General features: G+C 46.0%; 29 protein-coding genes. 23 read left to right on the top strand and 6 right to left on the bottom strand.

The genetic code is table 11. The annotated features are described in order from the left end of the window. The first annotated feature begins 6 nt into the window (after positions 1–6). From ACWHAR_RS07240 to ACWHAR_RS07225, 4 genes are all read left to right on the top strand, one after another. Complete coding sequence (locus tag ACWHAR_RS07240) at positions 7–462, top strand: flavodoxin (RefSeq protein ID WP_032874735.1); 456 nt, start codon at positions 7–9, stop codon at positions 460–462. A gap of 81 nt (positions 463–543) precedes the next feature. Then, positions 544–1,254 carry a 2,3,4,5-tetrahydropyridine-2,6-dicarboxylate N-acetyltransferase gene (gene dapD / locus ACWHAR_RS07235; protein ID WP_007409623.1) on the top strand — a complete coding sequence of 237 codons (711 nt, stop codon included), beginning with the start codon at positions 544–546 and terminating at the stop codon, positions 1,252–1,254. A 70-nt stretch (positions 1,255–1,324) separates the two neighbouring features. After that, positions 1,325–2,449, top strand: a complete 1,125-nt coding sequence (locus ACWHAR_RS07230) for an N-acetyldiaminopimelate deacetylase (protein WP_032874737.1) — start codon at positions 1,325–1,327, stop codon at positions 2,447–2,449. Between the two features lie 60 nt (positions 2,450–2,509). Then, positions 2,510–2,755 (top strand): YkuS family protein, encoded by a 246-nt coding sequence (locus ACWHAR_RS07225; RefSeq protein WP_003154596.1) that lies wholly within the window; start codon positions 2,510–2,512, stop codon positions 2,753–2,755. A 34-nt stretch (positions 2,756–2,789) separates the two neighbouring features. Here the strand turns inward: ACWHAR_RS07225 and ACWHAR_RS07220 are convergent, their stop codons facing one another. Next, positions 2,790–3,596 (bottom strand): mechanosensitive ion channel family protein, encoded by an 807-nt coding sequence (locus ACWHAR_RS07220; protein WP_032874739.1) that lies wholly within the window; start codon positions 3,594–3,596, stop codon positions 2,790–2,792. Between the two features lie 288 nt (positions 3,597–3,884). Here ACWHAR_RS07220 and ACWHAR_RS07215 point away from each other — a divergent pair, with 288 nt between their 5' ends. Both ACWHAR_RS07215 and rok read left to right on the top strand, forming a co-directional pair. After that, positions 3,885–4,343, top strand: a complete 459-nt coding sequence (locus tag ACWHAR_RS07215) for a TlpA disulfide reductase family protein (protein ID WP_032874741.1) — start codon at positions 3,885–3,887, stop codon at positions 4,341–4,343. Between the two features lie 452 nt (positions 4,344–4,795). Beyond that, complete coding sequence (rok, locus tag ACWHAR_RS07210; RefSeq protein ID WP_003154591.1) at positions 4,796–5,392, top strand: transcriptional regulator Rok; 597 nt, start codon at positions 4,796–4,798, stop codon at positions 5,390–5,392. A 23-nt stretch (positions 5,393–5,415) separates the two neighbouring features. Here rok and ACWHAR_RS07205 read toward each other — a convergent pair whose 3' ends face one another. Further along, a complete protein-coding gene (locus tag ACWHAR_RS07205) occupies positions 5,416–6,408 on the bottom strand; it encodes a coiled-coil domain-containing protein (protein WP_032874743.1) in 993 nt (330 codons plus the stop codon). Between the two features lie 145 nt (positions 6,409–6,553). Here ACWHAR_RS07205 and ACWHAR_RS07200 point away from each other — a divergent pair, with 145 nt between their 5' ends. The 14 genes from ACWHAR_RS07200 (at position 6,554) to sipT (ending at position 19,341) form a co-directional block, all read left to right on the top strand. Further along, entirely contained in the window at positions 6,554–7,156 is a 603-nt protein-coding gene (locus ACWHAR_RS07200) for a molybdenum cofactor guanylyltransferase (protein WP_032874745.1), read from the top strand. 51 nt (positions 7,157–7,207) lie between these two features. Beyond that, positions 7,208–8,227, top strand: coding sequence for a molybdopterin-synthase adenylyltransferase MoeB (locus tag ACWHAR_RS07195; protein ID WP_032874747.1), 1,020 nt, complete (start codon positions 7,208–7,210; stop codon positions 8,225–8,227). A 17-nt stretch (positions 8,228–8,244) separates the two neighbouring features. Continuing rightward, on the top strand, positions 8,245–9,537 hold the full coding sequence (locus ACWHAR_RS07190) for a molybdopterin molybdotransferase MoeA (RefSeq protein WP_032874748.1): 1,293 nt from the start codon (positions 8,245–8,247) through the stop codon (positions 9,535–9,537). Continuing rightward, a complete protein-coding gene (gene mobB / locus ACWHAR_RS07185) occupies positions 9,498–10,019 on the top strand; it encodes a molybdopterin-guanine dinucleotide biosynthesis protein B (protein ID WP_007409631.1) in 522 nt (173 codons plus the stop codon). The genes ACWHAR_RS07190 and mobB overlap by 40 nt, the downstream gene beginning before the upstream one ends. Next, positions 10,020–10,490: a molybdenum cofactor biosynthesis protein MoaE gene (locus ACWHAR_RS07180; RefSeq protein ID WP_007611116.1), complete on the top strand. Its 471-nt coding sequence runs from the start codon at positions 10,020–10,022 to the stop codon at positions 10,488–10,490. Further along, positions 10,487–10,720 (top strand): molybdopterin converting factor subunit 1, encoded by a 234-nt coding sequence (gene moaD / locus ACWHAR_RS07175; RefSeq protein WP_007409633.1) that lies wholly within the window; start codon positions 10,487–10,489, stop codon positions 10,718–10,720. The genes ACWHAR_RS07180 and moaD overlap by 4 nt, the downstream gene beginning before the upstream one ends. 323 nt (positions 10,721–11,043) lie before the next feature. Beyond that, positions 11,044–11,742: a Yip1 family protein gene (locus tag ACWHAR_RS07170; protein ID WP_032874750.1), complete on the top strand. Its 699-nt coding sequence runs from the start codon at positions 11,044–11,046 to the stop codon at positions 11,740–11,742. Between the two features lies 1 nt (position 11,743). Beyond that, positions 11,744–12,880: an efflux RND transporter periplasmic adaptor subunit gene (locus tag ACWHAR_RS07165; RefSeq protein ID WP_032874752.1), complete on the top strand. Its 1,137-nt coding sequence runs from the start codon at positions 11,744–11,746 to the stop codon at positions 12,878–12,880. Next, the gene (locus tag ACWHAR_RS07160; protein WP_007611126.1) at positions 12,881–13,573 is read left to right on the top strand and encodes an ABC transporter ATP-binding protein; all 693 of its coding nucleotides are present in this window, start codon (positions 12,881–12,883) and stop codon (positions 13,571–13,573) included. Continuing rightward, positions 13,570–14,763: an ABC transporter permease gene (locus tag ACWHAR_RS07155; RefSeq protein ID WP_032874755.1), complete on the top strand. Its 1,194-nt coding sequence runs from the start codon at positions 13,570–13,572 to the stop codon at positions 14,761–14,763. Before ACWHAR_RS07160 ends, ACWHAR_RS07155 begins: the two co-directional genes overlap by 4 nt. A gap of 282 nt (positions 14,764–15,045) precedes the next feature. Next, complete coding sequence (locus tag ACWHAR_RS07150) at positions 15,046–15,801, top strand: DeoR/GlpR family DNA-binding transcription regulator (protein WP_007611128.1); 756 nt, start codon at positions 15,046–15,048, stop codon at positions 15,799–15,801. Next, positions 15,798–16,709 carry a 1-phosphofructokinase gene (gene pfkB / locus ACWHAR_RS07145; RefSeq protein ID WP_032874756.1) on the top strand — a complete coding sequence of 304 codons (912 nt, stop codon included), beginning with the start codon at positions 15,798–15,800 and terminating at the stop codon, positions 16,707–16,709. Before ACWHAR_RS07150 ends, pfkB begins: the two co-directional genes overlap by 4 nt. Positions 16,710–16,723: 14 nt before the next feature. Beyond that, the gene (locus ACWHAR_RS07140; protein WP_032874758.1) at positions 16,724–18,628 is read left to right on the top strand and encodes a PTS fructose transporter subunit IIABC; all 1,905 of its coding nucleotides are present in this window, start codon (positions 16,724–16,726) and stop codon (positions 18,626–18,628) included. 131 nt (positions 18,629–18,759) lie between these two features. Further along, positions 18,760–19,341, top strand: coding sequence for a signal peptidase I sipT (sipT, locus tag ACWHAR_RS07135; protein WP_003154568.1), 582 nt, complete (start codon positions 18,760–18,762; stop codon positions 19,339–19,341). Between the two features lie 37 nt (positions 19,342–19,378). Here sipT and ACWHAR_RS07130 read toward each other — a convergent pair whose 3' ends face one another. Next, on the bottom strand, positions 19,379–19,648 hold the full coding sequence (locus tag ACWHAR_RS07130) for a hypothetical protein (protein ID WP_020955755.1): 270 nt from the start codon (positions 19,646–19,648) through the stop codon (positions 19,379–19,381). Between the two features lie 161 nt (positions 19,649–19,809). Here ACWHAR_RS07130 and ACWHAR_RS07125 point away from each other — a divergent pair, with 161 nt between their 5' ends. Then, the gene (locus ACWHAR_RS07125) at positions 19,810–21,429 is read left to right on the top strand and encodes an ABC-F family ATP-binding cassette domain-containing protein (protein ID WP_007611134.1); all 1,620 of its coding nucleotides are present in this window, start codon (positions 19,810–19,812) and stop codon (positions 21,427–21,429) included. A 112-nt stretch (positions 21,430–21,541) separates the two neighbouring features. Beyond that, positions 21,542–22,450, top strand: a complete 909-nt coding sequence (locus tag ACWHAR_RS07120; RefSeq protein ID WP_032874760.1) for a ketopantoate reductase family protein — start codon at positions 21,542–21,544, stop codon at positions 22,448–22,450. Positions 22,451–22,479: 29 nt separating this feature from the next. Here the strand turns inward: ACWHAR_RS07120 and ACWHAR_RS07115 are convergent, their stop codons facing one another. From ACWHAR_RS07115 to mreBH, 3 genes are all read right to left on the bottom strand, one after another. Further along, a complete protein-coding gene (locus ACWHAR_RS07115; protein WP_007409644.1) occupies positions 22,480–23,712 on the bottom strand; it encodes an aminopeptidase in 1,233 nt (410 codons plus the stop codon). A gap of 100 nt (positions 23,713–23,812) precedes the next feature. Beyond that, positions 23,813–23,947, bottom strand: a complete 135-nt coding sequence (locus ACWHAR_RS07110) for a protein YkpC (RefSeq protein ID WP_003154559.1) — start codon at positions 23,945–23,947, stop codon at positions 23,813–23,815. A gap of 71 nt (positions 23,948–24,018) precedes the next feature. Then, the gene (mreBH, locus tag ACWHAR_RS07105; RefSeq protein WP_032875216.1) at positions 24,019–25,026 is read right to left on the bottom strand and encodes a cell shape-determining protein MreBH; all 1,008 of its coding nucleotides are present in this window, start codon (positions 25,024–25,026) and stop codon (positions 24,019–24,021) included. 271 nt (positions 25,027–25,297) lie between these two features. Here mreBH and ACWHAR_RS07100 point away from each other — a divergent pair, with 271 nt between their 5' ends. After that, the gene (locus ACWHAR_RS07100) at positions 25,298–25,582 is read left to right on the top strand and encodes an AbrB/MazE/SpoVT family DNA-binding domain-containing protein (protein ID WP_003154557.1); all 285 of its coding nucleotides are present in this window, start codon (positions 25,298–25,300) and stop codon (positions 25,580–25,582) included. Positions 25,583–25,718: the final 136 nt, after the last annotated feature.

Below are 25,718 nucleotides of genomic sequence, written 5' to 3'. Positions count from 1 at the left end.
ACGAAGATGGGGAATGTATTGCTTGTTTACGCTACAATGTCAGGAAACACCGAGGCGATGGCGGATTTAATTGAAAAAGGGCTGATCGAAGCACAAGCATCCGTAGACAGATATGAAGCGATGGATATTCATGCCGAACTTTTTAATGATTACGAGTATATTTTATTAGGCACATATACGTGGGGAGACGGGGATCTTCCTGATGAAATGCTCGATATTGCTGAAGATATGGAAAACCTGGAGTTTACGGGAAAAACATTTGCTTTGTTCGGTTCCGGAGATACGTCCTATGAGTTTTTTTGCGGAGCGCTTGACGAATTGGAAAAAGTAATCACGGCCCGCGGCGGGCGGGTAGTGCTGCCGTCGGTCAAAATTGAAAACAACCCTGAGGGCAGTGAGGAAGAAGAGCTCCGGGAATTCGGAAGACAGTTTGCCGCGCTGTGCAGCCAGCCGGCAGAATAAAGGCTTGTTCCTTTTTTTCTTGTCTTTGTATCCTTCCTTTGTTACAGTAATGAGGTAGAAAATCAGAGGAGGACAATACATATGAAAATGATGGATGCAAATGAAATTATTTCATTTATTCAAAATAGTACAAAATCAACGCCTGTAAAAGTGTATGTAAAAGGCGATCTTGAAGGAATCAGCTTTGGCGATTCCGCTAAAACATTCCTGAACGGCCAATCCGGCGTCGTTTTTGGCGAGTGGGCTGAAATTAAAAGCGCAATCGAAGAAAACAAAGACAAAATTGAGGATTACGTCATTGAAAATGACCGCCGCAACTCTGCGATCCCGATGCTTGATTTAAAAGATGTTAAAGCGAGAATCGAGCCCGGCGCTATTATCCGCGACCAAGTCGAAATCGGCGACAATGCCGTTATCATGATGGGTGCATCTATTAATATCGGTTCAGTCATCGGCGAAGGTACGATGATTGATATGAACGTTGTTCTCGGTGGACGCGCGACTGTCGGCAAAAACTGCCACATCGGAGCGGGTTCTGTATTAGCGGGCGTTATTGAGCCGCCTAGCGCTAAGCCTGTTGTCGTGGAAGACGACGTTGTGATCGGCGCAAATGCGGTTGTGCTTGAAGGCGTAACAATCGGTAAAGGCGCGGTTGTCGCTGCCGGAGCCATCGTTGTAAATGACGTCGAGCCATATACCGTTGTAGCGGGAACACCTGCGAAAAAAATCAAAGATATCGATGAAAAAACAAAAGGCAAAACAGAAATCAAACAGGAATTACGCCAGCTGTAAGGAATGGTTTGATAGAATGGGCGTGGATGATAAAATCCACGCCTTATTCTTATCTCAAGGAGGAATACATATGGAAAAAGAGCGGCTCATTGCCATCCGAAGAGATCTGCACCGCATTCCGGAGATCGGCTTTCAGGAATATAAAACCCAACAGTACCTGCTGAATCTATTGAACCAATATCCGGAGGAAAGAATTGAAATCGAAACTTGGAGAACCGGCATCTTTGTCAAAGTCAACGGCACGGCTCCGGAAAAAATGCTCGCCTACAGAGCGGATATAGACGCTCTGTCGATTGAAGAGCAGACGGGGCTTCCGTTTGCATCTGAACACCCCGGTTTTATGCACGCATGCGGCCACGATATGCACATGACCATCGCGCTCGGCATTATTGATCATTTTGTCCATCATCCCGTCAAACATGATCTGCTCTTTTTATTCCAGCCGGCTGAAGAAGGACCGGGCGGAGCGGAACCGATGCTTGAAAGCGATGTGCTGAAAAAATGGACACCGGATTTGATTACCGCTCTCCATATAGCACCTGAGCTTCCTGTAGGCACAATCTCCACCAAAAGCGGATTGCTGTTTGCCAATACGAGCGAACTCGTCATCGATCTCGAGGGGAAAGGCGGGCATGCGGCATATCCGCATACAGCAGACGACATGGTCGTCGCCGCGAGCACGCTTGTCACGCAGCTGCAGACAGTCATATCCAGAAATACGGATCCGCTTGACAGCGCTGTGATCACTGTCGGAACGATTACCGGGGGCACGGCGCAAAATATCATCGCAGAGCATGCTCATCTGGAGGGAACCATCCGGACGCTTTCCGAGGAATCAATGCGTATGGTGAAAAAGCGGGTTGAAGAGCTTGTCAAAGGAATTGAAATCGGCTTCCGATGCAAAGGAAAAGTCACATATCCGTCCGTTTATCATCAAGTTTATAATACAAGCGGCCTGACCGAAGAATTTATGCAATTTGTCAGCGATCATCAGCTTGCTGACGTGAGAACGGCGAAAGAAGCGATGACCGGAGAAGATTTCGGATATATGCTGAAAAAATATCCCGGCTTTATGTTCTGGCTGGGGGCCGATTCATCCCACGGGCTTCATCACGCAAAGCTGAACCCGGATGAAGAAGCGATGGAAACCGGGGTCAATGTCATGGTCGGATATTTTTCGAAGTATGCCAATTAAATCCGAAAAGAAGAATAATCTAACAAAAATTGAGCATTCTACATAACGGAGGTGTTCAATATGACGAAAAAAATTGGAATTGAACAATCTTTATCGGATGTAGAACAGGCGTTAAAACAAAAAGGATATGACGTAGTGATGATGAAGACTCCTGAGGATGCGAAGAATTGTGACTGCTGTGTCGTAACCGGACTTGACAGCAATGTCCAAGGAATTGCCGATACGTCAACTCAGGCTCCCGTCATTACGGCTTCCGGAATGACCGCCGACGAAATCTGCAGCGAAGTGGAAAAAAAATTTCATTAAAAAAGAAAAAACCGAAGCTTACGCTTCGGTTTTTCTATTCGGCGGATGCGGCGTTTTTAAAACGGTCGAGCGCGATTTTTATTTCTCTCCGCAGTACGCGTTCAACCCGCCATTGCTCCATATTTTCAGTTTTGGCAATGATTCTGATCACCATTTCTGACGAGCTTAAATCCTGAACCCCGATGACGTCCGGCCCTTCCTTAATCTGCGGGAGCTCAGCGGCTGCTTTGTCACACGCGGTTTGCAGGATTTGAATGGTTTCATCAAGATTTTTTTCAAGCGGCACTTTAATATCGACAAGCGCCTGCATCGTTCCGCGGGAATGGTTGCTCACATTCGTAATGCCCCGGTTGGGAAGATAGTGAAGCGTGCCGTCAAAGCTCCGGATTTGCGTCGTACGGAGACCGACCTGCTCGACAATGCCGCTGTAGCCGGCAACCGTAATATAATCGCCGACGTCGATCTGTTTTTCCAAAAGGATAAAAAATCCGGTGACGATGTCACTGACGAGCCCCTGAGCCCCGAAGCCGACTGCGAGACCGACCACGCCGGCGCCGGCAATGAGAGCGCTCGGATTGTAGTGAAATAAATCTAAAATCATTACGATAAAAACGAAAATCAGGATGTATCCATATACATTAAGCGCGAGGCTTCGCAAAGTATAAGCGCGGCCTTTGGAGAGGTTGTTTTGTTGCTCGAATTTCTGAAACAGATGCTTGATCAGCTTTTTTCCTGCCGTCCGGAAAATAAAGTACGCTAAAATAATGAGAGCCAGCTTTATGATGAAAATCCCGGCAGATGTGAGAAGCCCGGCCCAATCAAAGTGTTTTAAATCAATCATAGTGATGTCTTCCTTTCAAGTCTATTGCAGAAAAAGCTAAAAGTGATATACCCGTTTTTAAAATAAAATAAACCTTTTAATAGAAATCAGTTATTTCATTTAAGATTTGTTCATATTGCCCGGTTTCAATATCATCATTTTTGTGAAGATATGAACTAAGAAATCGCCACACTCATTTTAACATGGTGATTCAGCCAAATCATTTCCTTTGGAGGGAAAACAGGAGAACGTTGCCCGGCGAAACTGAAAGCCCCGGCAAAAAACCTTTTTCATAAGGAGGGTAATAAGATGAAATTACGTCAGCAAATGCCTGAATTGACAGGCGCTAAAGCATGGATTAACAGAGAAGTCACGAAGGAACAGCTGGTCGGCGGAAAACCGGCACTGATTCACTTCTGGTCCGCCAGCTGCCGCATGTGTAAAGAAGCGATGCCTGAGATGAACGAATTTCGTGATAAATATAAAGATCAGCTGAATGTGGTGGCCGTTCACATGCCCCGTTCCGAAGATGATCTTGACCTTGAGAAAATCAAGGAAACAGCGGCTGAACACGATATCTCTCAGCCGATTTACGTCGACAGCGATCATACGCTGACTGAAGCATTTGAAAATGAATATGTGCCGGCTTATTACGTTTTTGATAAAAGCGGACAGCTCCGCCATTTTCAAGCGGGAGGAAGCGGGATGAAAATGCTTGAAAAACGCGTCAGCCGAGTACTTTCAGAATCGGAGCAGGCTTCTGAGTAATCGGGACAATCTCCGTCGGACTATTGTCTCGGTTCCGCAAACCCTTTGCCGTTTAGGTAACAGGGTTTTTTTGTGCCTATTGGATAAAAAATTCCAATATGCCATGTGTGGCTTAAAAAATAAGAGAAACAGCCGTAAACACGCTGTACCGCTTGTTTTATCCATATCATAATCTTTTACATATTATAGTCGAAAATTGTAGATATTACGCTAATTTTCATTAAACAAGTAATTTCAAGTTATATTTTGAAATGGTTGAATAAATTGGAACTTTGTCCAGAATCCCCTATATGATAAGGGATTTTTGTATATAAAGTACCATTTTCAGAAAATAAGCAATTTTTCATAGAGTAAATAAAATAGTAAAATGATAAAATAATAGTTGATAAAATTACTTTTGTAATCTAATATCTTAATAAAAGCGTTTAAATTTTTGACAGGGGGTTTTACACATGTTTAATGAAAGAGAAGCGCTGCGCTTACGTTTAGAACAATTGAACGAAGCAGAGGTAAAAGTCATTCGTGAATATCAAATAGAACGTGATAAAATATATGCAAAACTGAGAGAATTAGACAATACAGGCAGCCTGTCCGATACAAAAAAAGAGTTTCGTCCGGAGAAAAAAAGTGACTCTCTCCCGGTGCTTGCAGAGCTTGCAGCACAGGAAATGAGAAGCTATCAAAAGCCGCAGACACAGCCTCAATCCTCCCAGCCGCAGATGCAGTCTATTACGTCTCTTCCCGCCGGCATTCCAGACGGTTCTACAAGAAGAAGAAGAGGGACGGCGAGACCGGGATCAAAAGCGGCAAAACTGCGCGAAGCAGCGATTAAAACATTGAAACGCCACAATGCAGCGATCAAAAGTTCCGAACTGCAAAAGGAAATTGAAAAGGAAAGCGGCCTTGAAATTCCTAATATGACAACATTTATGCAAAGCTTAATTAAAATGTATCCGGAAGTGAAAAAACCATACCGCGGCCAATATATTCTTGAGGGAGAAATTTCTCAGGAAACAGCAGAAACGGCAAATGATACGGCTGCTGAATAATAAAACAGTAAAAACTGCTTGCGTTACTCAAGCAGTTTTTTTGCGTTTTCCCGCTTATTCTGCGGAAGTGACGCATCTTTTCCCGGCTTTTTTTCAAGCTTGACGACATATTTTTGGAAAGGCTTTTCGCCGTCAGCACGTTCTTTCAACGCATCCAGTTTTTCATCAAACGACTGATCGCGGGACTCTGATTGTACAAATTGTTTTTGCAGGGAGATGACTTGTTCGGTAACGGCTTTAAGCAAGTCTTCTGCCTGAACAGTCTCTTTGGAAACAGAAGGGATTTCCAGAGCTCGTTCCGCCGGTTCCGCCGTGCGGCTGTCAATATCAGCAAAATGGCCGGCAATCCAAGCATCACTTTCGTCCAGCTGCCGTTTATACGAAAGAATGGTTTCTTGAAATAACTTTTCTTTCGTTTTTTCTATTTCTACAAGCCGTTCTTTTGTTTCTAGTATTCGATCTCTCATATGATTAATTTCTATTTTAATATGTTTGAGTTGGTATTCTTTTTCTATCATTTGTGTTTGGAGCCGGGTATTTTCGTCTGCAGCGGCATGATAACGCTGTTTCATATCTTCGTGAGAAGTCCGTTCAGTCTGAATGGCGGTCTCAAGTGAGCGGATGCGGGTATGTAAGTTTTTATTTTCTTCTTCAAATTTTACATTTGTAAGATGCAGACGGTGCTTTTCTTCCATCTCATTTTTCCGCCGAAACGTTTCCTGCTGAAGCAGTTCTTGCAGAATGACGATTTTATCGAGCAGCCCGGCTCTGATTTCATGCAAAGAACGTTCCGTGTCACTTGTCTGTTTGTGTTTTTGAACCATGGCTTTCAATTCGTCAGAAAGCTTGTGAAGCCGCTCTTTAATATTGGCGTTTTCCTCCTGAAGCTTATTATTTTTTTGATGGAAGTAGCTTGTTTCAAATTCTGAAATTAATTTTCTGCATCTGGAAAGTTCGGATTTCAAGTAAAGGTTCTCTTGAGAAGTGTCGTGGAAAAACGGACCGGATATTTTCATAAGAACCATCTCCCTCATGATGTTAACACTACAATATGGGAAAGGATCAACGGCTATTCCTCTTAATTAAACAGACAAGCACCGTAATATTGTATTTCGGCTGAGGCGTTTGCTATGCTTTTATATAGAATGGGAGAGAGATGACATGAAACGGGTGAATGTAATATTAGCGGGGGGAGCTTCCCGAAGATTCGGAGAACCGAAAGCTTTTGCAAAGTGGAAGGGCGGCATGTTTTATGAACAGGTGAAAAAAGCCTTCGGCGGCGGAGAAACGGTAATTATCAGCCGCCCTGAACATATAAAAAAGTTCTTATCAAACAGGGAGCGGCATGTTTTGGCCGATGAGCCGCGGTTTCGGGGAATGGGCCCGCTTGCCGGCATCTATACGGCAATGAAACAAACGGAAGGCGAAATATATACGGTCATATCCTGTGACACGCCGCTCGTAACAAGAAAAACGATGGCGGCGCTTGAAATGAAGCTGACCGGAAACCTGGACGCTGTCATACCGGTTTGTGAAAACAGAGAGCAGCCCCTCTTGGCGGTTTACCATAAGCGGGTGCAGGATGTGCTTTTTGATCAGCTGACACAAAACAAACTGAAAATGACAGACACGCTGAAACAGCTGTCTGTCTGTTATGTGCAGGCTGAAGACATCGGCGCCGGGCCGGAGGAGTTCGCTAATATCAACACACAGGACGATTACACCAGACTTTTGGCGCATGTCGAGTCTTCAAATCAAGACTGATCGGGAAGAAACATGGTATGATGGAAATAAAAATGCAAGGGGACAACACAGATGGAAGAGCGCTATTCGCGGCAGACAAGATTTAAGCCGATAGGGGAAAAAGGGCAGCAGGCGCTGGCTGACAGCAGTGTCCTGATTGTCGGAGCCGGAGCCCTCGGAACAGCAGCAGCAGAGGGTTTGGCAAGAGCCGGAGCGGGCCGTATGGCGATTATTGACCGGGATTATGTGGAATGGAGCAATTTACAAAGACAGCAGCTGTATACAGAAGAAGACGCGAGACAGCGCCTGCCGAAAGCAATGGCGGCCAAGGCGCGTCTTTTGGCGGTAAACAGTGATATACATATCGATGCTTACGCGGCGGAAGGTACGGCGGAAACGCTCGAACCGCTGATCGAACAAGCGGATTGCATCGTGGATGCGACAGATAATTTTGAAACGAGAATGGTCATCAATGATCTGGCGCTGAAAACGAAAACACCTTGGATTTACGGTGCCTGTGTCAGCAGTCAGGGAATGTGCATGACGATTATTCCGGGGGTTACGCCGTGTTTATCCTGCCTGTTTGAGCAAATGCCCGTGGGCGGAGCGACATGTGATACAGCGGGCATCATACCTCCGGCGGTTCATATCGTCTCCGCTTATCAGCAGGCTGAGGCGCTGAAATTGCTGACAGGAAATCATGCGGCGGTAAATCGGCGCTTTTTCACGTTTGACGTGTGGAATAACACCAATATGAGCATAAATGTGGATCAGATCAAACGGAATCATTGCCCTTCCTGCGGCGCGGAGCCCGTATATCCGTATCTGCAGCCTGAAAACAGGCCGAAAGCAAGCGTGCTGTGCGGAAGAGACACCGTTCAAATCAGATCGGAAGCCTTAAAGAGGCTGGATAAAGAAGAGCTTGTCAAACGTCTGAAGCAGATCGGTAAAGTGGAAGCAAATGAATTTCTGCTGCACATGGCGTATGAGCGCTTCAGAATCGTTATTTTTCAGGACGGACGGGCTCTGATTCACGGTACAAACGATATAAAAGAAGCAAATTCAGTTCTGGCCAGGGTGATCGGACTGTAGGAAGGGGAGATATTGCTATGCTTGAAAAAAGAACGCCGATTCAGGTGGACGAAGCAGTCCGCCGGGTGAGCCGGTATAAAAAACAGGGGGATACCGAATGGGTGGCGCTTGAGGACAGTCTCCACCGCTATTTGGCGGAGGATGTTAAGGCGGATCATGATGTGCCGGCCTTTAACCGTTCCCCATATGACGGGTTTGCCATCAGGGCGAGTGATTCAAAAACGGCTTCCCGTGACAATGCAGTCACCTTTGAAGTAATTGACCATATCGGGGCCGGCGCCGTGTCAGAAAAAGAACTCGGGCCTTATGAAGCGGTCCGCATTATGACGGGGGCGCAGATTCCAAAAGGTGCGGATGCCGTAGTGATGCTTGAGCTGACAAAAACGTTTTCTGAAAACGGGACGAATTACATGTCAGTGAAACGCCCTTTTCATGCGGGTGATAATATTTCATATCAAGGAGAAGACGCGAAAAAAGGCAGCCCGCTATTAAAAAAAGGGACGAAAATTACGCCGGGCGTAACCGCTCTTTTAGCAACCTTCGGCTATGCTTCTGTTCCAGTGGTCAGAAAGCCGGTTGTCGGCATTATCGCAACGGGAACCGAGCTTCTTCATGTCAGCGATCCGCTTGAGCCGGGGAAAATCCGCAACAGCAACGCTGCTATGGTGTATGCCCAGGTCATTGAAGCGGGCGCGGTACCGCTGAACTTAGGGAAAATTTCCGATGATTTTGATGACAGCTATGATGCGGTGAAGGAAGCTATGAAAAAAGTTGATTTTCTGATCACGACCGGCGGCGTGTCAGTCGGCGATTTTGATTTTCTTCCAGACATTTATAATAAGCTCGGAGCGGAAGTTCTTTTTAACAAAGTGGCAATGCGCCCGGGGAGCGTGACAACTGTCGCCCGGGCCGATGACATGCTGCTGTTCGGCCTTTCAGGCAATCCGTCCGCATGTTATGTCGGATTCACCCTGTTTGTCAAACCGATGATTCAGACGTGGCTTCTGAATGAAAAACCTCATTCCGGATGGACGGAAGCCGTGTTAACAAACGACTTTCCGAAACCGAATCCGTTTACGAGATTTGTGAGGGCATTTGTTTATCATAAGGACGGAAAGATGATGGCGTCACCGGTCGGTCTCGACAAATCAAGCTCAGTCACATCTCTTGCCGAAGCAAACGCGTTTATCCTTCTGCCGGGAGGAACGAGGGGGTATGAAGCGGGCCGGACGGTTCACGCGCTCCTCATCCGTGATGAGAATGGAAGTGAATGGCCGTGGTCAATTCTTTCCCGATCGTCCAGATCGTAGGTTTTCAAAACAGCGGTAAAACAACGTTTATTGAACGTGTGCTGAAAGCTGCGCCGAAAGAGTGCGATATTGGATGTTTAAAACATCACGGACATGGAGGAGAACCGGAGCCTTTTTCTGACGGAAAAGACTCGGAGCGTTTTTCAAAGGCCGGAGCCGCGGTTACGGCAGTAGAAGGGGACGGCGTCCTGCAGCTTACGGCGCGAAAAAAATGGGATTTGGCGGGCTTGATCAGTCTGTATGAATGTCTGGGAATTGACGGTCTTCTCATAGAGGGATTTAAACATGCGCCGCATCCGAAAATCATTATGATCAAAGACAGCGAAGATTGGCAAAAGCTGAAGCATTTGGAGCGCGTGATCGCAGTTGTCAGCAGAAATACGGAGCATATGCCGGCAGATGCAGGCATGCCCGTATTCCATGCGGACGATCCGGCTGCCATGATGTTTGTGCTTTCGCAGCTGAAAGGGGAATCTGCTTAAATGGAACGTTTTCAAATTACAAGGGAACCTATCATTGCGGAAAATATCGTAAAAAAAGTTGAAAAGCGTGAAGCCGGCGCCATCACAACGTTTATCGGCACGGTCAGAGAGTGGACTGCCGGGCGGCGGACGGTACGGCTCGAATATGAAGCGTATGAACCGATGGCTGTTCAAATGCTTTCTCAAATCGGCGATGAAATCAGCGCGAAATGGGAAGGAGCCGAAGCTGCAATCACTCACCGTGTCGGCGTCCTTGATATCGGAGAAGCAGCGGTCGTAATCGCCGTGTCTTCACCGCACAGAAAGGCGGCATATGAGGCGAATGAATATGCAATTGAACGGATAAAACAGATTGTGCCGATATGGAAAAAAGAAATCTGGGAAGACGGCGAAGAATGGATAGGCGATCAGCTGGAAACAACGCCCTATCCGAACGGAAAACCGGATTTGGATAAAGGGGAATCGCGATGATTAAAGTATTATTGTTTGCCGGGCTTGCGGAGCAGGCGGGAACACCGGTCATTGAACTTGACGAAAAAGAGACGGCGGCGTCTGCTGTAAAAACGCTGCTAAAGGAACGGTACGGCCTTCAGACGATTGACAATGCCATGATCGCAATCAATGAAACATATGTAAAAGACAACAGCATCGTAACAGAAGGTGATACCATTGCCTTTATCCCTCCTGTAAGCGGAGGGTGAAAAAAGAGCCGGATGTGCATCATTGCCATCCGGCTTTTTTGTATATAGGCGCTGAATTCCAGAGAATATCCAAATGGGATTTAAAGGAATTTTTGATTGAGGCGGTTTTGATTAGATGAATAGGCTGAAGACAGTGCCTTCACAAGGCTTTGAGCCTCCCGTCATACCGGTCTGACAATACTTTTTTTTACATAATTATGGAACGTAAAGCTGAGAATTTGTGTTACAATTTAGCATAAATACGCAAACGGCAAAAAAATTGAAACTTCTCTCAGCCTAAAGCGTACGTATAAACAGAATAATACATAGGAGGCATCAGCAATATGGAACCAAACCTGGAAAAAAGCAATACGGCAGTAACGGAAAAGCCGTCAATTTTCGGCGTCATTACAAGTCCTGTTGTGCAGTTTAAAAGATTAAAAGAGAAGCCGGTCATCGGCATTCCTCTCCTGATTGTCATCATTCTCATCGCGGCCGGCAGTATTTTGCGCGGATTGGGGATGAATTATGAAGAAGTGCTGAACAGCTCATCTCTTGACGGATTGTCGGATGATCAGATTGAAATGACCAAAACCATTGCTAAATTCGGCTCGATGTTCGGAGGAATCTTCGGGGGCATTATCGCTCTGTTTATCGTTCCGCTCATTTACTGGCTGTGCGTCAAAATTTCAGGCGGCGTGACAACTTACAAAAAAATGCTCTCACTCAGCCTGTTTACGGCATTTATTACCAATATCGGCTTAGCTATTAACGGTCTTGTTACTTATTTTACCGGTGCGGGCTCACTGTACGCCGTTACATCTTTGGCGAGTGTCATACCGGCCGGAGACGGCGTCGCGGTCTTTTTAAGCGCGTTTGACATTTTCAGCATCTGGAGCTATATTCTGCTCGCTTTGGGACTTCGCTATACAGGCGGCATTTCAAAAAAAGCGGCCTGGACTTCCGCGATTGTCCTGTTTGTTATTATGCTTTTGGTTTCGGCAGTCGGAGGACTGTTAAGTTCAGTGACAGCAGGTGTATAACATGAAAAAAATTTGGATCGGAATCGGCATCGCCGTAATTGTTGCAGTATTCGTCGGTATCAATATTTATAAGTCTGCCGCTCCCGCGGGCGGCAGCGCCGGGAAAAAAATCGAAACCGGAACCATGGAAAACAGAGAAATCTCCTCTACGGTTATGGTTCCGGGAACACTTAAATTCTCTAAAGAACAGTATGTTTTTTATGAAGCGGATAAAGGAACTCTTGATAAAGTGAAAGTAAAAGAAGGCGACAAAGTAAAAAAAGGGTCGTCGTTAGTCACGTATACAAATGAGCAGCTCAATCTTGATAAAGAACAAAATGAGTTGACAGAACAATCAAAACGTATGCAAATCGAACAAGTTGAAGAAAAACTCAGAGCATTAAACAGCAAGGAACAAGATCTGGCAAAACAAGTGGGAGAAGCGGAAGCCAAAAAACAAATTGAATCCGAACGGACTGATCTGCAGCTTCAGCAAAAAACGGCTGAAATCGAATTAAAGCAATCTGATTTGCAAAAGCAGTCTCTTGAAAATCAAGTGGCGAATCTCAATGTTAAGAGTGAGATGGACGGGACGGTTATCTCGGTAAATCAAGAAGCGGCTTCTAAAAAATCGGATATTCAAGAACCGGTTATACATATAGGAGACCCGGAACACCTGATCGTTGCCGGCAATTTGTCCGAATACGACACGCTGAAAGTGAAAAAGGGACAAAGCGTTACAATTACCTCAGACGCTATTCCAGGTAAAACGTGGAAAGGGAGAGTGGCGGCTGTCGGCCTCGTTCCTGATCAAAAGTCAAGCGCTGCTTCCGGGGAAAGTACGGAACAGGCCGTGCAGTATCCGTTCCAGGTTAAGCTGATCGGAAACCTTCCGGAGGGCAAGCCGGGGTTTAAATTAATTATGAACATTGAAACCGACAAACGGAAAGCCGATACACTGCCGTCCTCCGCAGTCAAAAAAGACGGAGATGAGCACTGGGTCTTTACTGTAAAAGACGGGAAGGCCAAACGCGTGAAAGTTAAAGTCGGCGATACCGCAAATCAGCTTACGGAGATAAAAGAGGGGCTTTCAAAGGATGATAAAGTCATTCTGAATCCGGCTGACGATTTGACTGACGGAACGGATGTGAAAGCATAGATGATTCAGCTTTCAAAGGTGAAAAAAAGCTATCAGATCGGCAAGGAGACGTTTGATGTTCTTCGTTCAATCGACTTGACGATTGAAGAAGGAGAATATGTGTCAATTATGGGACCGTCGGGATCGGGGAAATCTACGATCATGAATATCATCGGCTGTCTGGACAGACCGACGTCCGGCAGTTACAGGCTTGCGGGCGAAGATGTTTCTTCATGCACTGAAAAAGAGCTTGCGGCGGTCCGGAACAAATCAATCGGATTTGTCTTTCAGCAGTTTCAGCTGCTGCCGCGATTGAATGCAAGAAAAAATGTCGAACTCCCCATGATCTACGCCGGTATCGGCAAAAAAGAGCGTGAGGAACGGGCTGAGTATGCACTGGAAAAAGTCGGTTTGGCGGATCGGATGCGTCACATGCCGAATGAGCTGTCAGGCGGCCAGAAGCAGCGTGTCGCGATTGCAAGAGCCATCGTGAACGAACCGAAGCTCATTTTAGCTGATGAACCGACCGGCGCACTGGATACGAAAACAAGCATTTCCATTATGGAGCAGTTCACAGAGCTTAATGCAGAGGGCGTGACCGTGGTGCTTGTGACTCATGAGCCTGAAGTGGCGGACTGTACAAACAGAGTGATTTTCGTCCGTGACGGCATGATCGTTTCCCGCGATGCTGAGCAGAGGAGAGTGGGGGAATGAGCCTGTCAGAAAATCTCCGGATGGCCCTCAGTTCCGTAAGAGCTCACAAGCTGAGATCGATTCTGACAATGCTCGGAATCATTATCGGCGTCGGTTCAGTAATCGTTGTTGTGGCTGTCGGCCAGGGCGGAGAGCAAATGCTGAAGCAATCCATCAGCGGGCCGGGCAATACGATTGAATTGTTTTACATGCCCAGTGATGAAGAATTAACAGCCAATCCGAACGCCTTACAGGAAGCGAGTTTTACAGAAGAAGATATTAATGGATTAAAAGGAGTGGACGGCGTAAAGCAGGTTGTCGCTTCCGCTGTAAAATCCATGACGGCCCGTTACCATGAAGAAGACACGGATATTACGCTGAACGGCATTAACAGCGGCTACATGGACGTAAAAAAGCTGGACGTTCAAGATGGACGGACATTTACGGACAATGATTTTCTTTCCGGGAAAAGAGCGGGAATCATCTCGAAAAAAATGGCTGAAAAGCTGTTCGGGAAAACGTCTCCGCTCGGAAAAATCGTCTGGGCCGGCGGACAGCCCGTTGAAGTAATCGGCGTACTGAAAGAAGAGAGCGGTTTTTTATCGTTAGGACTCAGTGAAATGTATGTGCCGTTCAACATGCTGAAAACGTCTTTCGGTACTAACGACTACAGCAACGTTTCCGTTCAGACGGAGTCCGCTGATCAAATCAAATCAACAGGAAAAGAAGCGGCTCGTCTCTTAAATGACAATCACGGTACAAAAGAGGCCTATCAAGTTATGAATATGGAAGAAATCGCGGCGGGAATCGGTCAGGTCACGACCGTCATGACGACGATCATCGGTTCGATCGCCGGTATTTCTCTCATTGTCGGCGGGATCGGGGTCATGAATATTATGCTCGTATCAGTGACGGAACGGACAAGAGAAATCGGCATCCGCAAATCGCTCGGTGCCACGAGAGGACAGATTCTGACACAATTCTTAATTGAATCTGTTGTGCTTACATTAATCGGCGGCTTAATCGGAATCGGTCTCGGCTACGGGGGAGCATCACTCGTTTCCCTTATCGCAGGCTGGCCGTCGCTCGTTTCTTGGCAGGTGGTTTGTATCGGCGTACTGTTCAGTATGCTGATCGGTGTCATTTTCGGCATGCTGCCCGCCAACAAAGCATCACGCTTAGATCCGATTGAAGCGTTACGGTATGAATAACCCGTACCCCATGCAGTCTGCATGGGGTTTTTTTGTGTTTTAATGATTGAATGAATATAATAGACTTTTTTCATTTATGATAAAAAGAAAATGTCATACAATTGTCCCCCTTTTTGTCGAATTTACAGTTTACAAACCCTATGTACATACGTTAATATGAACAAATGTGAAAGATTTTGATAGTTATTGAATGAATTTGAGTGATTTTAGTTGCTAGAAGTAAAAAAAGCGTTTACAATTATCTTGCAGCCGAAATGAATACGTTTCCAAAGGAGGCGGAATATGCTCACTCCTGAAAGGTATCAGCTGATTATTGATCAGATTGAAAAGCGTGATGTGGTGAAGATTCAAGAGCTGATAAGCATGACAAATGCTTCTGAATCAACGATCAGAAGAGATTTATCAACACTCGAAGAGCGCGGATTTTTAAAGCGCGTTCACGGCGGGGCGTCTAAACTTTCCAACAGCAGGCAAGAACCCGATATGCTTGAAAAATCCTCCAAAAACCTTCAAGATAAACTGAAGATCGCAGAAGAAGCGGCATCTTTATTAGAAGAAGGTGACTGTATTTATCTTGATGCGGGAACAACTACATTGCATATGATTGATTTTATAGATCATACAAAGGACATTGTGGTTGTCACAAACGGAGTTATGCATATCGACGCTTTAATAAGGAAAGGGATTCCTTTTTATCTTCTCGGAGGATATGTGAAGCATAGAACAGGTGCGATGATCGGCGGCGCCTCATTAACGGCGGTCAGCCAGTACCGTTTTGACAAAAGCTTCCTCGGGGTGAACGGCGTGCACATTGAAGCCGGTTTTACAACACCCGATCCGGATGAGGCTCTTCTGAAGACAAAGGCTGTGAGACAGGCGAAAAACGCGTATGTTTTAGCCGATCCTTCTAAATTCGGCGAGATTTCTTTCGCAGCGTTCGCCGCCTTGGGCGATGCAGCTATCATTACCACTGAAGCTGAAGAACTTGCATTCGATAATTACCAAGAAAAAACTGTCGTAAAGGTAGTGAAACCATGATTTACACTGTAACCCTCAATCCGTCTGTTGACTATATCGTTCACGTTGAAGATTTTGCCGTAGGCGGTTTAAACCGTTCCAGCTATGACACGAAGTATCCCGGCGGAAAAGGCATCAACGTTTCAAGATTACTGAAAAGACACCATGTGCCGTCAAAAGCATTGGGGTTTGTCGGCGGATTTACCGGAAATTATATCACGTCATTTTTGCAGCAGGAAGGTCTGGAAACGGCTTTTTCTGAGGTAGATGAAGACACGCGTATAAATGTAAAACTGAAAACGGGCGATGAAACGGAAATTAACGGACAGGGCCCGACGATTTCAGACAAAGTGTTCAATACCTTTTTAGAACAGTTCTCCGCTCTGGAAGAGGGAGACATCGTCGTTTTAGCGGGAAGCATTCCTTCTTCCCTGCCGCATAACACGTATGAAAAAATTGCTGAGGCATGCAGAAAGCAGAATGCCCGGGTAGTCGTGGACATCTCCGGTGAAGCGCTGATGAAAGCGACAGAAATGAAACCGTTTTTGATGAAGCCGAATCATCATGAGCTTGGGGAAATGTTCAATACGGTCATTGATTCAGCCGAAGCTGCCGTTCCTTACGGTAAAAAATTGATTGAACAAGGCGCTGAACACGCGATTGTTTCGATGGCTGGCGACGGTGCGCTTTTATTTACGAAAGAGGCGGTTTTCCTCGCCAATGTTCCTAAAGGAAAGCTTGTCAATTCGGTAGGCGCGGGTGATTCCGTCGTCGCGGGATTCCTTGCGGGAATTTCAAAACAGCTGCCTTTGGAAGATGCGTTCCGTTTAGGAGTTGCTTCCGGAAGCGCGACGGCATTTTCTGAAGAACTCGGAACTGAAGAGTTTGTACAGCAGCTTCTTCCTGAAGTTAAAGTCACACGTCTATAGAGGAGGAAAGAAAAGTGAAGATAACTGAGCTGTTAACAAGAGATACAATTCATCTCAATATAGAAAGCAAAGAGAAAGAAAACGTTATCGATGAAATGGTGACAGTGCTTGACAAAGCCGGCAGATTAAATGACAGAGAGGCTTACAAAGCAGCCATTTTAAATCGTGAAAGCCAAAGCTCAACGGGAATCGGCGAAGGCATTGCCATTCCTCATGCGAAGACGGCGAGCGTCATTAACCCGGCCATCGCATTCGGACGTTCAAAAGATGGTGTGGATTATGAATCATTAGACGGTCAGCCGGCACACCTGGTCTTTATGATTGCGGCAACCGAAGGAGCAAACAATACGCACCTTGAAGCATTATCAAGACTTTCAACGCTTCTTATGCGTGAGGAAATCCGCAAACAGCTTCTTGAAGCTGAATCAGAAGATGCGATCATTGACATCATCAATCAGCATGACAAAGATGACGATGAGGAAGAAGAAGAGCAGGAAGAACAGGCAGCGCCGTCAGGAAAAGGCAAAATCCTTGCCGTTACGGCATGTCCGACAGGTATCGCCCATACGTTCATGGCAGCTGACGCACTGAAGGAAAAGGCGAAAGAGCTCGGCGTTGACATTAAAGTAGAGACAAACGGCTCAAGCGGAATCAAACATAAGCTGACGGCTCAAGAAATTGAAGACGCGCCTGCGATCATCGTGGCGGCTGATAAACAGGTTGAAATGGAGCGCTTTAAAGGCAAACATGTTCTTCAAGTGCCTGTGACGGCCGGTATCAGACGTCCTCAGGAACTGATTGAAAAAGCCGTTAACCAAGATGCGCCGATTTACGAGGGCAGCGGCGGAGGATCTTCCGCTTCAGATGAAGACGGCTCGAAACAGAAATCAGGCACAAGCATCGGAAGTACTTTCTATAAACACTTAATGAGCGGTGTCAGCAACATGCTGCCATTTGTCGTCGGCGGCGGAATTCTCGTTGCGATTTCATTCTTCTGGGGAATTCATTCAGCTGATCCGAAAGACCCAACATACAACACGTTTGCCGCAGCGCTGAACTTTATCGGCGGCGATAATGCGTTAAAGCTGATTGTTGCAGTTCTTGCCGGATTTATCGCAATGAGTATTGCGGACCGTCCGGGATTTGCGCCGGGTATGGTCGGCGGATTTATGGCTACGCAGGCGAATGCCGGATTCTTGGGCGGACTGATTGCCGGATTCTTAGCCGGTTATGTCGTAGTCCTGCTGAAAAAGCTGTTTGTCTTTATTCCTCAGACTCTTGACGGATTAAAACCTGTACTGATTTATCCGCTGCTCGGTATTTTTATCACCGGTGTCCTGATGCAGTTTGTCATAAACACACCTGTCGCAGCGTTTATGAATTTCTTAACAAATTGGCTTGAAAGCCTTGGAACTGGAAACCTTGTCTTAATGGGTATTATTTTAGGCGGTATGATGGCTATCGACATGGGCGGCCCGCTCAATAAAGCGGCGTTCACTTTCGGTATCGCGATGATCGGGGCCGGAAACTATGCGCCGCATGCGGCCATCATGGCGGGCGGAATGGCTCCGCCGCTTGGAATCGCACTGGCGACAACATTCTTTAAACATAAATTCTCTAAACGTGACCGTGAAGCCGGTATTACGTGCTACTTCATGGGAGCAGCTTTCGTTACAGAAGGCGCCATCCCGTTTGCAGCGGCTGATCCGCTTCGCGTCATCCCTGCAGCCGTTGTCGGTTCTGCGGTAGCGGGCGGGTTGACAGAGTTTTTCCGGGTAACGCTTCCTGCACCGCACGGAGGAATATTCGTTGCATTCATTACGAACCATCCGCTGCTTTACTTAATGAGCATCGTGATCGGAGCGGTTGTAACGGCGGTTATCTTGGGAATCGTCAAAAAACCGGTTGTAGAGAAATAAGCAAAAAGCGTCCTTTACGGGCGCTTTTTTCAATCATGTGCGCATAGAAGCGTTATGTATTTGGTGATGAGTTGTGATAAAGTAAAGATAGTACATGAAACCGTAACAGTGATCGTCTAGGAGGAACCACGTTGACTGAAGAACAAAAACCTACTTCTGAAAAATCGGTAAAAAGAAAATCCAACACGTATTGGGAATGGGGAAAGGCCATCATTATAGCGGTCGCTCTTGCGCTTTTAATCCGCCATTTCCTGTTTGAACCGTACTTAGTGGAAGGATCATCAATGTACCCGACATTACATGACGGTGAAAGGCTGTTTGTCAACAAAAGCGTCAATTATATCGGAGAAATCGAGCGGGGGGACATCGTCATTATTAACGGCGATACGTCGAAAGTCCATTATGTAAAGCGGCTCATCGGAAAACCGGGAGAAACGGTGGAAATGAAAAATGACACGCTTTATATAAACGGCAAAAAAATCGCAGAACCGTACCTCGCGAGCAATAAAAAAGAAGCGAAAAAACTGGGAGTCAACCTGACGGGAGATTTCGGCCCCGTAAAGGTTCCGAAAGGCAAATACTTCGTCATGGGCGACAATCGGCTGAACTCAATGGACAGCCGGAACGGACTCGGTTTAATTGCCGAAAACCGGATCGTCGGCACCTCGAAGTTTGTGTTCTTCCCGTTTCATGATATGCGTCAGACAAAATAAAAACGCCGCGCTGCCCGATTTGGACAGCAGGCGTTTTTTATTTGGCAAACGAGGCGGCGACGGCGATGAACAATACCGTGGCCAGCACTGATCCGACAATGGCCAGAACGCTGAAAAAAAGATTCACCTGCTGCTTCTCTTTGCCGCGTTTTTCAAGCATCCGTTTTGAAAAGAGATGCGAAAACGTATAAATGAGGGCGATACCGACGTACAAGCCGATGTCACGGGCCGTAAAGCCTGTGACGGCCAGAAAAACCCCGGTGAAGAAAATCATAAGACAGTATTCTGTGAGTGTTAAAAGCTTCAACTTGTTCCTCCGTGATGAATATGTATATATATCTATTGTATCACAGCGCTCCGGGTTTGACGCCTGCATCTTTCAAACCCGTATATTCGCAGGGAAACATTTCTCTTCCCCTTTATTCATGGTATACTTTTAATGATGATAGACACGATGGAGGATTCTAAATGATTGCTGTAAATAATGTGAGCTTGCGTTTTGCGGATCGCAAGTTATTTGAAGATGTCAATATTAAATTTACGCCGGGCAACTGCTACGGATTAATAGGCGCAAACGGTGCCGGAAAATCAACATTTTTGAAAATTTTATCCGGTGAGCTGGAGCCGCAGACCGGCGATGTCCATATGAGCCCGGGGGAACGTCTTGCCATTCTGAAGCAGAACCACTTTGAATATGAAGAGTTCGAAGTGCTGAAAGTCGTCATTATGGGACATAAACGTTTATACGAAGTCATGCAGGAAAAAGACGCGATTTATATGAAGCCTGATTTTTCAGATGAAGACGGCATCCGCGCCGCTGAGCTTGAAGGAGAGTTTGCGGAATTAAACGGATGGGAAGCTGAAAGTGAAGCCGCTATTTTGTTAAAGGGTCTGGGCATCTCTGAAGACCTGCATACGAAGAAAATGGCGGACTTAGGCGGTTCAGAAAAGGTGAAAGTGCTTTTGGCACAGGCGCTGTTCGGCAAGCCGGACGTTCTGCTGCTTGATGAACCGACCAACCACTTGGATCTGAAAGCGATTCAGTGGCTGGAAGAGTTTTTAATCAACTTTGAGAACACAGTCATCGTCGTATCCCATGACCGTCACTTTTTAAATAAAGTGTGCACGCACATCGCCGATCTTGATTTTAATAAAATTCAAGTGTACGTCGGCAACTATGATTTCTGGTATGAATCCAGCCAGCTTGCTTTAAAGCTTTCTCAGGAAGCCAACAAGAAAAAAGAAGAGCAGATTAAACAGCTTCAGGAGTTCGTGGCCAGATTCAGCGCCAACGCCTCTAAATCAAAGCAGGCGACATCAAGAAAGAAACTCCTTGATAAAATCACGCTTGATGATATCAAACCGTCATCACGCCGTTATCCTTATGTCAATTTCACGCCGGAACGTGAGATCGGAAATGACGTGCTGCGGGTTGAAGGCTTAACAAAAACGATTGACGGGGTTAAGGTGCTTGATAACGTCAGCTTTATTATGAACAGAGAAGATAAAATCGCATTTACGGGCCGCAACGAACTTGCCGTTACGACATTGTTTAAAATCATTTCCGGGGAAATGGAAGCAGACAGCGGCACATTTAAATGGGGCGTGACCACTTCTCAGGCGTACTTCCCTAAAGACAACAGCGAATACTTTGACGGCAGCGATGCGAACCTTGTTGACTGGCTCCGCCAATACTCGCCGCATGACCAAAGTGAAAGCTTTCTTCGCGGTTTCTTAGGGCGCATGCTGTTCTCAGGAGAAGAAGTCAACAAAAAATCAAACGTCCTTTCCGGAGGAGAAAAAGTGCGCTGCATGCTTTCAAAAGCGATGCTTTCCGGCGCGAATATCTTAATTCTGGATGAACCGACCAACCACTTAGATTTGGAATCCATTACGGCGCTTAACAACGGCTTAATCAGCTTTAAAGGCGCTATGCTGTTTTCATCTCATGACCATCAGTTTGTACAGACAATTGCCAACCGCATTATTGAATTAACGCCTAAAGGCATTGTTGACAAACAAATGTCTTATGACGAATTTCTTGAAAACGCGGATGTGCAGAAAAAGCTTGAAGAGCTATACGCGTAATAAAGAAGCAGGGGAGACTCTGCTTTTTTATTTATGAAAAAAGTTTTCAATCTTCTGACTTCCCGTTACAATAAATGAATACATAACTTGAAAAGAGACGGAGGAATGCATCATGAAGTTTTTAATTGTCGGAGCTGGAGGAGTGGGCGGATATATCGGCGCGCGTCTTGCAGAAAAGGGAAATGACGTTACGTTTCTCGTCCGCAAGAAACGGGCGGAACAATTACAAGAAACGGGTTTGACCGTCAAAAGTGCAAAAGGTGATGTTTCAATCAAGCCGAAATTAATGATGGCGGGCGAAGAAGGAGCATTTGACGCGGTTATCATCGCTTCAAAAGCGTATTCTTTGCAGGACGTCATTCGGGATGTCAAACCGTTTGTCAAACCTTCGTCGGTCATTATTCCTTTTTTAAACGGATACAGGCACTATAACCAGCTGTTTGAAGCTTTTTCAAAACGGCAGGTGCTGGGCGGCCTCTGCTTTATTGAGAGCGCCCTTAACGACAAAGGGGACATTCTTCATACGAGCGCTGCCCACCGCTTTGTTTTCGGTGAATGGAACGGGGAACGCACGGAACGTATGAATGAGCTGGAAAACGCATTTGCAGGTGTGAAAGCAGATGTCATCATCAGCCGGGATATTGAAAAGGACATTTGGAAAAAATATATGTTTATTGCCGCGCAGGCGGGAGTGACCACTCTGTTTCAACAGCCGGTCGGACCGATTTTAGAAACAGAAGGCGGCCGCAAAACGGCAAAGCGCCTCTTTGCTGAAATCGGAGCCATTTTCAAGGCTGCCGGCATCCCGAAAGATCCTGGTCTGGAAGAAGAAAGTTATCGCACATTGACAAGCATGTCTTACCATATGAAATCGTCGATGCTGAGAGATATGGAAAAGGGCAGGGTGACGGAAGGTGATCATTTACACGGATTTTTGCTTGAGAAAGCGAAAGGCTTGTCAGTTGATACACCTGTTTTGGAAACCGTCTGCGCCAACTTGCAAATGTATGAAGCGAAATAAAAAGGAGGCCTGATCGCCTCCTGTTTTTATTAAAATGCCCAGTTTCCGTTTCTGAAGATCGGTTCTCTTTTGCCGTCCGCTGTAATGCCGTCGATATTCATATCTTTGGAACCGACCATAAAATCTACGTGTGTAATGCTTTCATTTAAGCCCTCTTTGACAAGCTCTTCCCGTGTCATTTGTTTGCCGCCCTCAATATTAAAGGCATACGCACTGCCGATCGCCAAGTGGTTAGAGGCGTTTTCATCGTACAGTGTGTTGTAAAATAAAATATTTGATTGTGAAATCGGTGAATCGTACGGCACTAAGGCCACTTCTCCGAGATAGTGTGAGCCTTCATCGGTTTCGACGATGCCTTTTAAAATCTCCTCGCCTTTTTCAGCTTTCACATCGACAATGCGGCCGTTTTCAAAGGTAAGAGTGAAGTTATCAATAATGTTGCCGCCGTAGCTCAGCGGTTTCGTGCTGGAAACCGTGCCGTTCACCCCGTCACGCTGCGGAAGGGTGAAAACCTCTTCTGTCGGCATGTTGGCCATGAATTCGTGCCCGCTTTCATTCACGCTTCCCGCGCCTGCCCATACATGTTTTTTCGGCAGTTCAATGGTTAAGTCTGTTCCTTCAGCCTGATAATGCAGGGCGCTGTAATGTTTTTTGTTTAAGTGTTCCACTTTTTCATGAAGGTTTTGATCATGTTTTTTCCATGCTTCCACAGGGTTTTCTTCATTTACGCGGGTCGTTTTGAAAATTTCTTCCCATAAAAGCTGAACGGCTGTTTCTTCCGGCTGATCCGGGAACACTTTTTTCGCCCAGCCTGTTGAAGCGGCTCCGATCACCGTCCAGCTGACCTTATCTGATTGAATATATTGTCTGTATGTATGCAATGCTTTTCCGGCGGCTTTTTGGAACGCTGCAATCCGTTTGCCGTCAGTGCCTTTTAACAGGTCGGGGTCGGATGAGACGACAGAAATAAACGCAGCCCCTTTTTTCGCGAGCTCTTCTTTGCCTTTTGCTTCCCATTCAGGATACTCTTCAAACGCTTCAAAAGGTGCCATCTCGTATTTTAATCTGGACAGTTCATCGTCCTGCCAATTTACGGTGACGTTTTTTGCGCCTTTTTCATAAGAATGTTTGGCAAGCAGTCTGACAAGTTCCCGGACATCAGTTGAGGCATTGATTACGACATGCTGTCCTTTTTGGACATTGACGCCGACTTCTACCGCCAGCTGAGCATATGTATGTAACTTTTCAGTAAACGAACTCATCGTTCATTCCTCCTCATCGGTTTTTCTCATCATATCAAATATCGCCTCATAAAGGAAAGAAAGGAGCACAAACGAAAAAGACACAGCTTTTGCTGCGTCTTTACGGGTGATTCAGTTTTACGGCACCGCCGGCCGGAGAATGGGGCATATTGGCCAGTGAAATGCTCATACCCCCCAAAATAATTCCGCTTAAAATGACGGCTACTGCTACGCGTCTTCCCACATCTCTAAGCATATGCTTCCTCCTTAATGTTTCTCCAGTTCTCACAATATGAGCCGGCTGGAGAAAAAAGAAGCACAATCTTATTATTTAATTGCTTTTTGCAGCTTGTCGATGACGTCTAATGAACGTCCCGTGCCGATAGCCACTGATTCAAGCGGATTTGCCGCCAAATGAACGGGAACGACGATTTCATCTGTCAGCCATTCTTTCATCCCGTTTAAAAGGGAGCCTCCGCCGGTTAACACGACGCCGCGGTCAACGATATCACCGCTGAGCTCCGGCGGACAATCTTCAAGTGTCGCTCTGATCGCTTCAAGAATATGCAGGAGCGATTCACGCATCGCCTGCTGAATTTCATTAGACTGCAGTCTGATTGTCTTCGGCAGACCGGTTACAAGGTCACGCCCGCGGATTTCCATCGTTTCCGGCACATGTTCGATCAATGCAAATCCGATTTCCATTTTCACTTGTTCTGCCGTACGTTCCCCGATCAGCAAGTTGTATTTTTTTCTGACGAACGAGGCGATATCTTCATCAAGCTGGTCGCCGCCGATTCTGATCGAATGGCAGGATACGACGCCCCCGAATGAGATGATTGCGACTTCAGTCGTACCGCCGCCGATATCTACGACGACGTTTGCGACCGGCTCGTCAACAGGGAGGTCGGCCCCGATTGCAGCGGCTACGGGTTCTTCAATCAAGTGGACGTTTTTCGCTCCGCAGTTTTTGACAGCGTCACTGATGGCGCGGCGTTCAACGGCTGTTGAGCCTGAAGGCGTGCAGACGACGACATTCGGTTTGCGGAAGGTCATTCCGATTTTTTTTCCGGCTTTTTTCATAATGTGTTTTAATAAGTCAGTTGTCATATCATAATCAGCAATGACACCGTCTTTCATCGGCCGTACGGCGACGATTTTCCCCGGCGTCTTTCCGATCATGCTTTTGGCATCCGTTCCGATGGCAAGCACCGCTTTCGTTGTTGTATCTACAGCGACAACGGAAGGCTCGTTTAAAATAATTCCTTTATTTTTACTGTAAACAAGTATATTAGCGGTTCCTAAGTCGATTCCGATCTCAGTTGATTGAAACATGTTTTCACCCAATCCCTATCCTGATTTAATTGATTCTACATTTAAAGTTTCTGAGAAAAAACACGATTTTTGGGGGTTTCCGCCGGGAATGAAATGTTTTTGTAAAAAAGGAGGGAAAGTCTGTATCCCATATTTCAAAAGGATTTTCTTTTTGTAAAAAAACATTCAGTTCCGGATACTGAGAAACTTTTGCTCTGTTCCTTTCGTCTACGTTTATGAAGGATTTTCCTTGGACATAAAGAAGAGACATTAAAGGAAGTAGGGGATTTCTATGAAATCAATTGGTGTAGTAAGAAAAGTAGACGAACTCGGGCGTATTGTCATGCCGATTGAATTGAGAAGAGCATTGGATATCGCTATTAAAGATAGTATTGAATTTTTCGTTGACGGAGACAAAATTGTCTTGAAAAAATACAAGCCGCACGGCATTTGCTTAATGACGGGGGAAATTACTCCCGAAAATCAGGAGTACGGCAACGGCAAAATTATTTTAAGTCCTGAAGGAGCGAAAATGCTGCTTGAGGAAATCGAGGAAGCGTTAAAAGATAGATCATAATCAGCAAAAAGGGCGGAGCATCATTCCGTCCTTTTATTATGAACTTGTGCAAAAACTCACGGGAAAAGTAAGCGAACCTGCTCAATTAATTGGGAATAGTTATCATTTTTTAGTCAATAATGCAGTCAACAATGTT

This window comes from Bacillus sp. LR--39, assembly GCF_053613335.1.
This window is presented reverse-complemented; position numbering and strand designations above follow the sequence as displayed.

What these genes read in the sequence shown, in the direction of transcription:
- ACWHAR_RS07240 (WP_032874735.1), top strand. Translation starts at nt 7, where the DNA reads ATGGGGAATGTATTGCTTGTTTACGCTACAATGTCAGGAAACACCGAG.
- dapD (WP_007409623.1), top strand. Translation starts at nt 544, where the DNA reads ATGAAAATGATGGATGCAAATGAAATTATTTCATTTATTCAAAATAGT.
- ACWHAR_RS07230 (WP_032874737.1), top strand. Translation starts at nt 1,325, where the DNA reads ATGGAAAAAGAGCGGCTCATTGCCATCCGAAGAGATCTGCACCGCATT.
- ACWHAR_RS07225 (WP_003154596.1), top strand. Translation starts at nt 2,510, where the DNA reads ATGACGAAAAAAATTGGAATTGAACAATCTTTATCGGATGTAGAACAG.
- ACWHAR_RS07220 (WP_032874739.1), bottom strand. Translation starts at nt 3,596, where the DNA reads ATGATTGATTTAAAACACTTTGATTGGGCCGGGCTTCTCACATCTGCC.
- ACWHAR_RS07215 (WP_032874741.1), top strand. Translation starts at nt 3,885, where the DNA reads ATGAAATTACGTCAGCAAATGCCTGAATTGACAGGCGCTAAAGCATGG.
- rok (WP_003154591.1), top strand. Translation starts at nt 4,796, where the DNA reads ATGTTTAATGAAAGAGAAGCGCTGCGCTTACGTTTAGAACAATTGAAC.
- ACWHAR_RS07205 (WP_032874743.1), bottom strand. Translation starts at nt 6,408, where the DNA reads ATGAAAATATCCGGTCCGTTTTTCCACGACACTTCTCAAGAGAACCTT.
- ACWHAR_RS07200 (WP_032874745.1), top strand. Translation starts at nt 6,554, where the DNA reads ATGAAACGGGTGAATGTAATATTAGCGGGGGGAGCTTCCCGAAGATTC.
- ACWHAR_RS07195 (WP_032874747.1), top strand. Translation starts at nt 7,208, where the DNA reads ATGGAAGAGCGCTATTCGCGGCAGACAAGATTTAAGCCGATAGGGGAA.
- ACWHAR_RS07190 (WP_032874748.1), top strand. Translation starts at nt 8,245, where the DNA reads ATGCTTGAAAAAAGAACGCCGATTCAGGTGGACGAAGCAGTCCGCCGG.
- mobB (WP_007409631.1), top strand. Translation starts at nt 9,498, where the DNA reads ATGGCCGTGGTCAATTCTTTCCCGATCGTCCAGATCGTAGGTTTTCAA.
- ACWHAR_RS07180 (WP_007611116.1), top strand. Translation starts at nt 10,020, where the DNA reads ATGGAACGTTTTCAAATTACAAGGGAACCTATCATTGCGGAAAATATC.
- moaD (WP_007409633.1), top strand. Translation starts at nt 10,487, where the DNA reads ATGATTAAAGTATTATTGTTTGCCGGGCTTGCGGAGCAGGCGGGAACA.
- ACWHAR_RS07170 (WP_032874750.1), top strand. Translation starts at nt 11,044, where the DNA reads ATGGAACCAAACCTGGAAAAAAGCAATACGGCAGTAACGGAAAAGCCG.
- ACWHAR_RS07165 (WP_032874752.1), top strand. Translation starts at nt 11,744, where the DNA reads ATGAAAAAAATTTGGATCGGAATCGGCATCGCCGTAATTGTTGCAGTA.
- ACWHAR_RS07160 (WP_007611126.1), top strand. Translation starts at nt 12,881, where the DNA reads ATGATTCAGCTTTCAAAGGTGAAAAAAAGCTATCAGATCGGCAAGGAG.
- ACWHAR_RS07155 (WP_032874755.1), top strand. Translation starts at nt 13,570, where the DNA reads ATGAGCCTGTCAGAAAATCTCCGGATGGCCCTCAGTTCCGTAAGAGCT.
- ACWHAR_RS07150 (WP_007611128.1), top strand. Translation starts at nt 15,046, where the DNA reads ATGCTCACTCCTGAAAGGTATCAGCTGATTATTGATCAGATTGAAAAG.
- pfkB (WP_032874756.1), top strand. Translation starts at nt 15,798, where the DNA reads ATGATTTACACTGTAACCCTCAATCCGTCTGTTGACTATATCGTTCAC.
- ACWHAR_RS07125 (WP_007611134.1), top strand. Translation starts at nt 19,810, where the DNA reads ATGATTGCTGTAAATAATGTGAGCTTGCGTTTTGCGGATCGCAAGTTA.
- ACWHAR_RS07120 (WP_032874760.1), top strand. Translation starts at nt 21,542, where the DNA reads ATGAAGTTTTTAATTGTCGGAGCTGGAGGAGTGGGCGGATATATCGGC.
- ACWHAR_RS07115 (WP_007409644.1), bottom strand. Translation starts at nt 23,712, where the DNA reads ATGAGTTCGTTTACTGAAAAGTTACATACATATGCTCAGCTGGCGGTA.
- ACWHAR_RS07110 (WP_003154559.1), bottom strand. Translation starts at nt 23,947, where the DNA reads ATGCTTAGAGATGTGGGAAGACGCGTAGCAGTAGCCGTCATTTTAAGC.
- mreBH (WP_032875216.1), bottom strand. Translation starts at nt 25,026, where the DNA reads ATGTTTCAATCAACTGAGATCGGAATCGACTTAGGAACCGCTAATATA.
- ACWHAR_RS07100 (WP_003154557.1), top strand. Translation starts at nt 25,298, where the DNA reads ATGAAATCAATTGGTGTAGTAAGAAAAGTAGACGAACTCGGGCGTATT.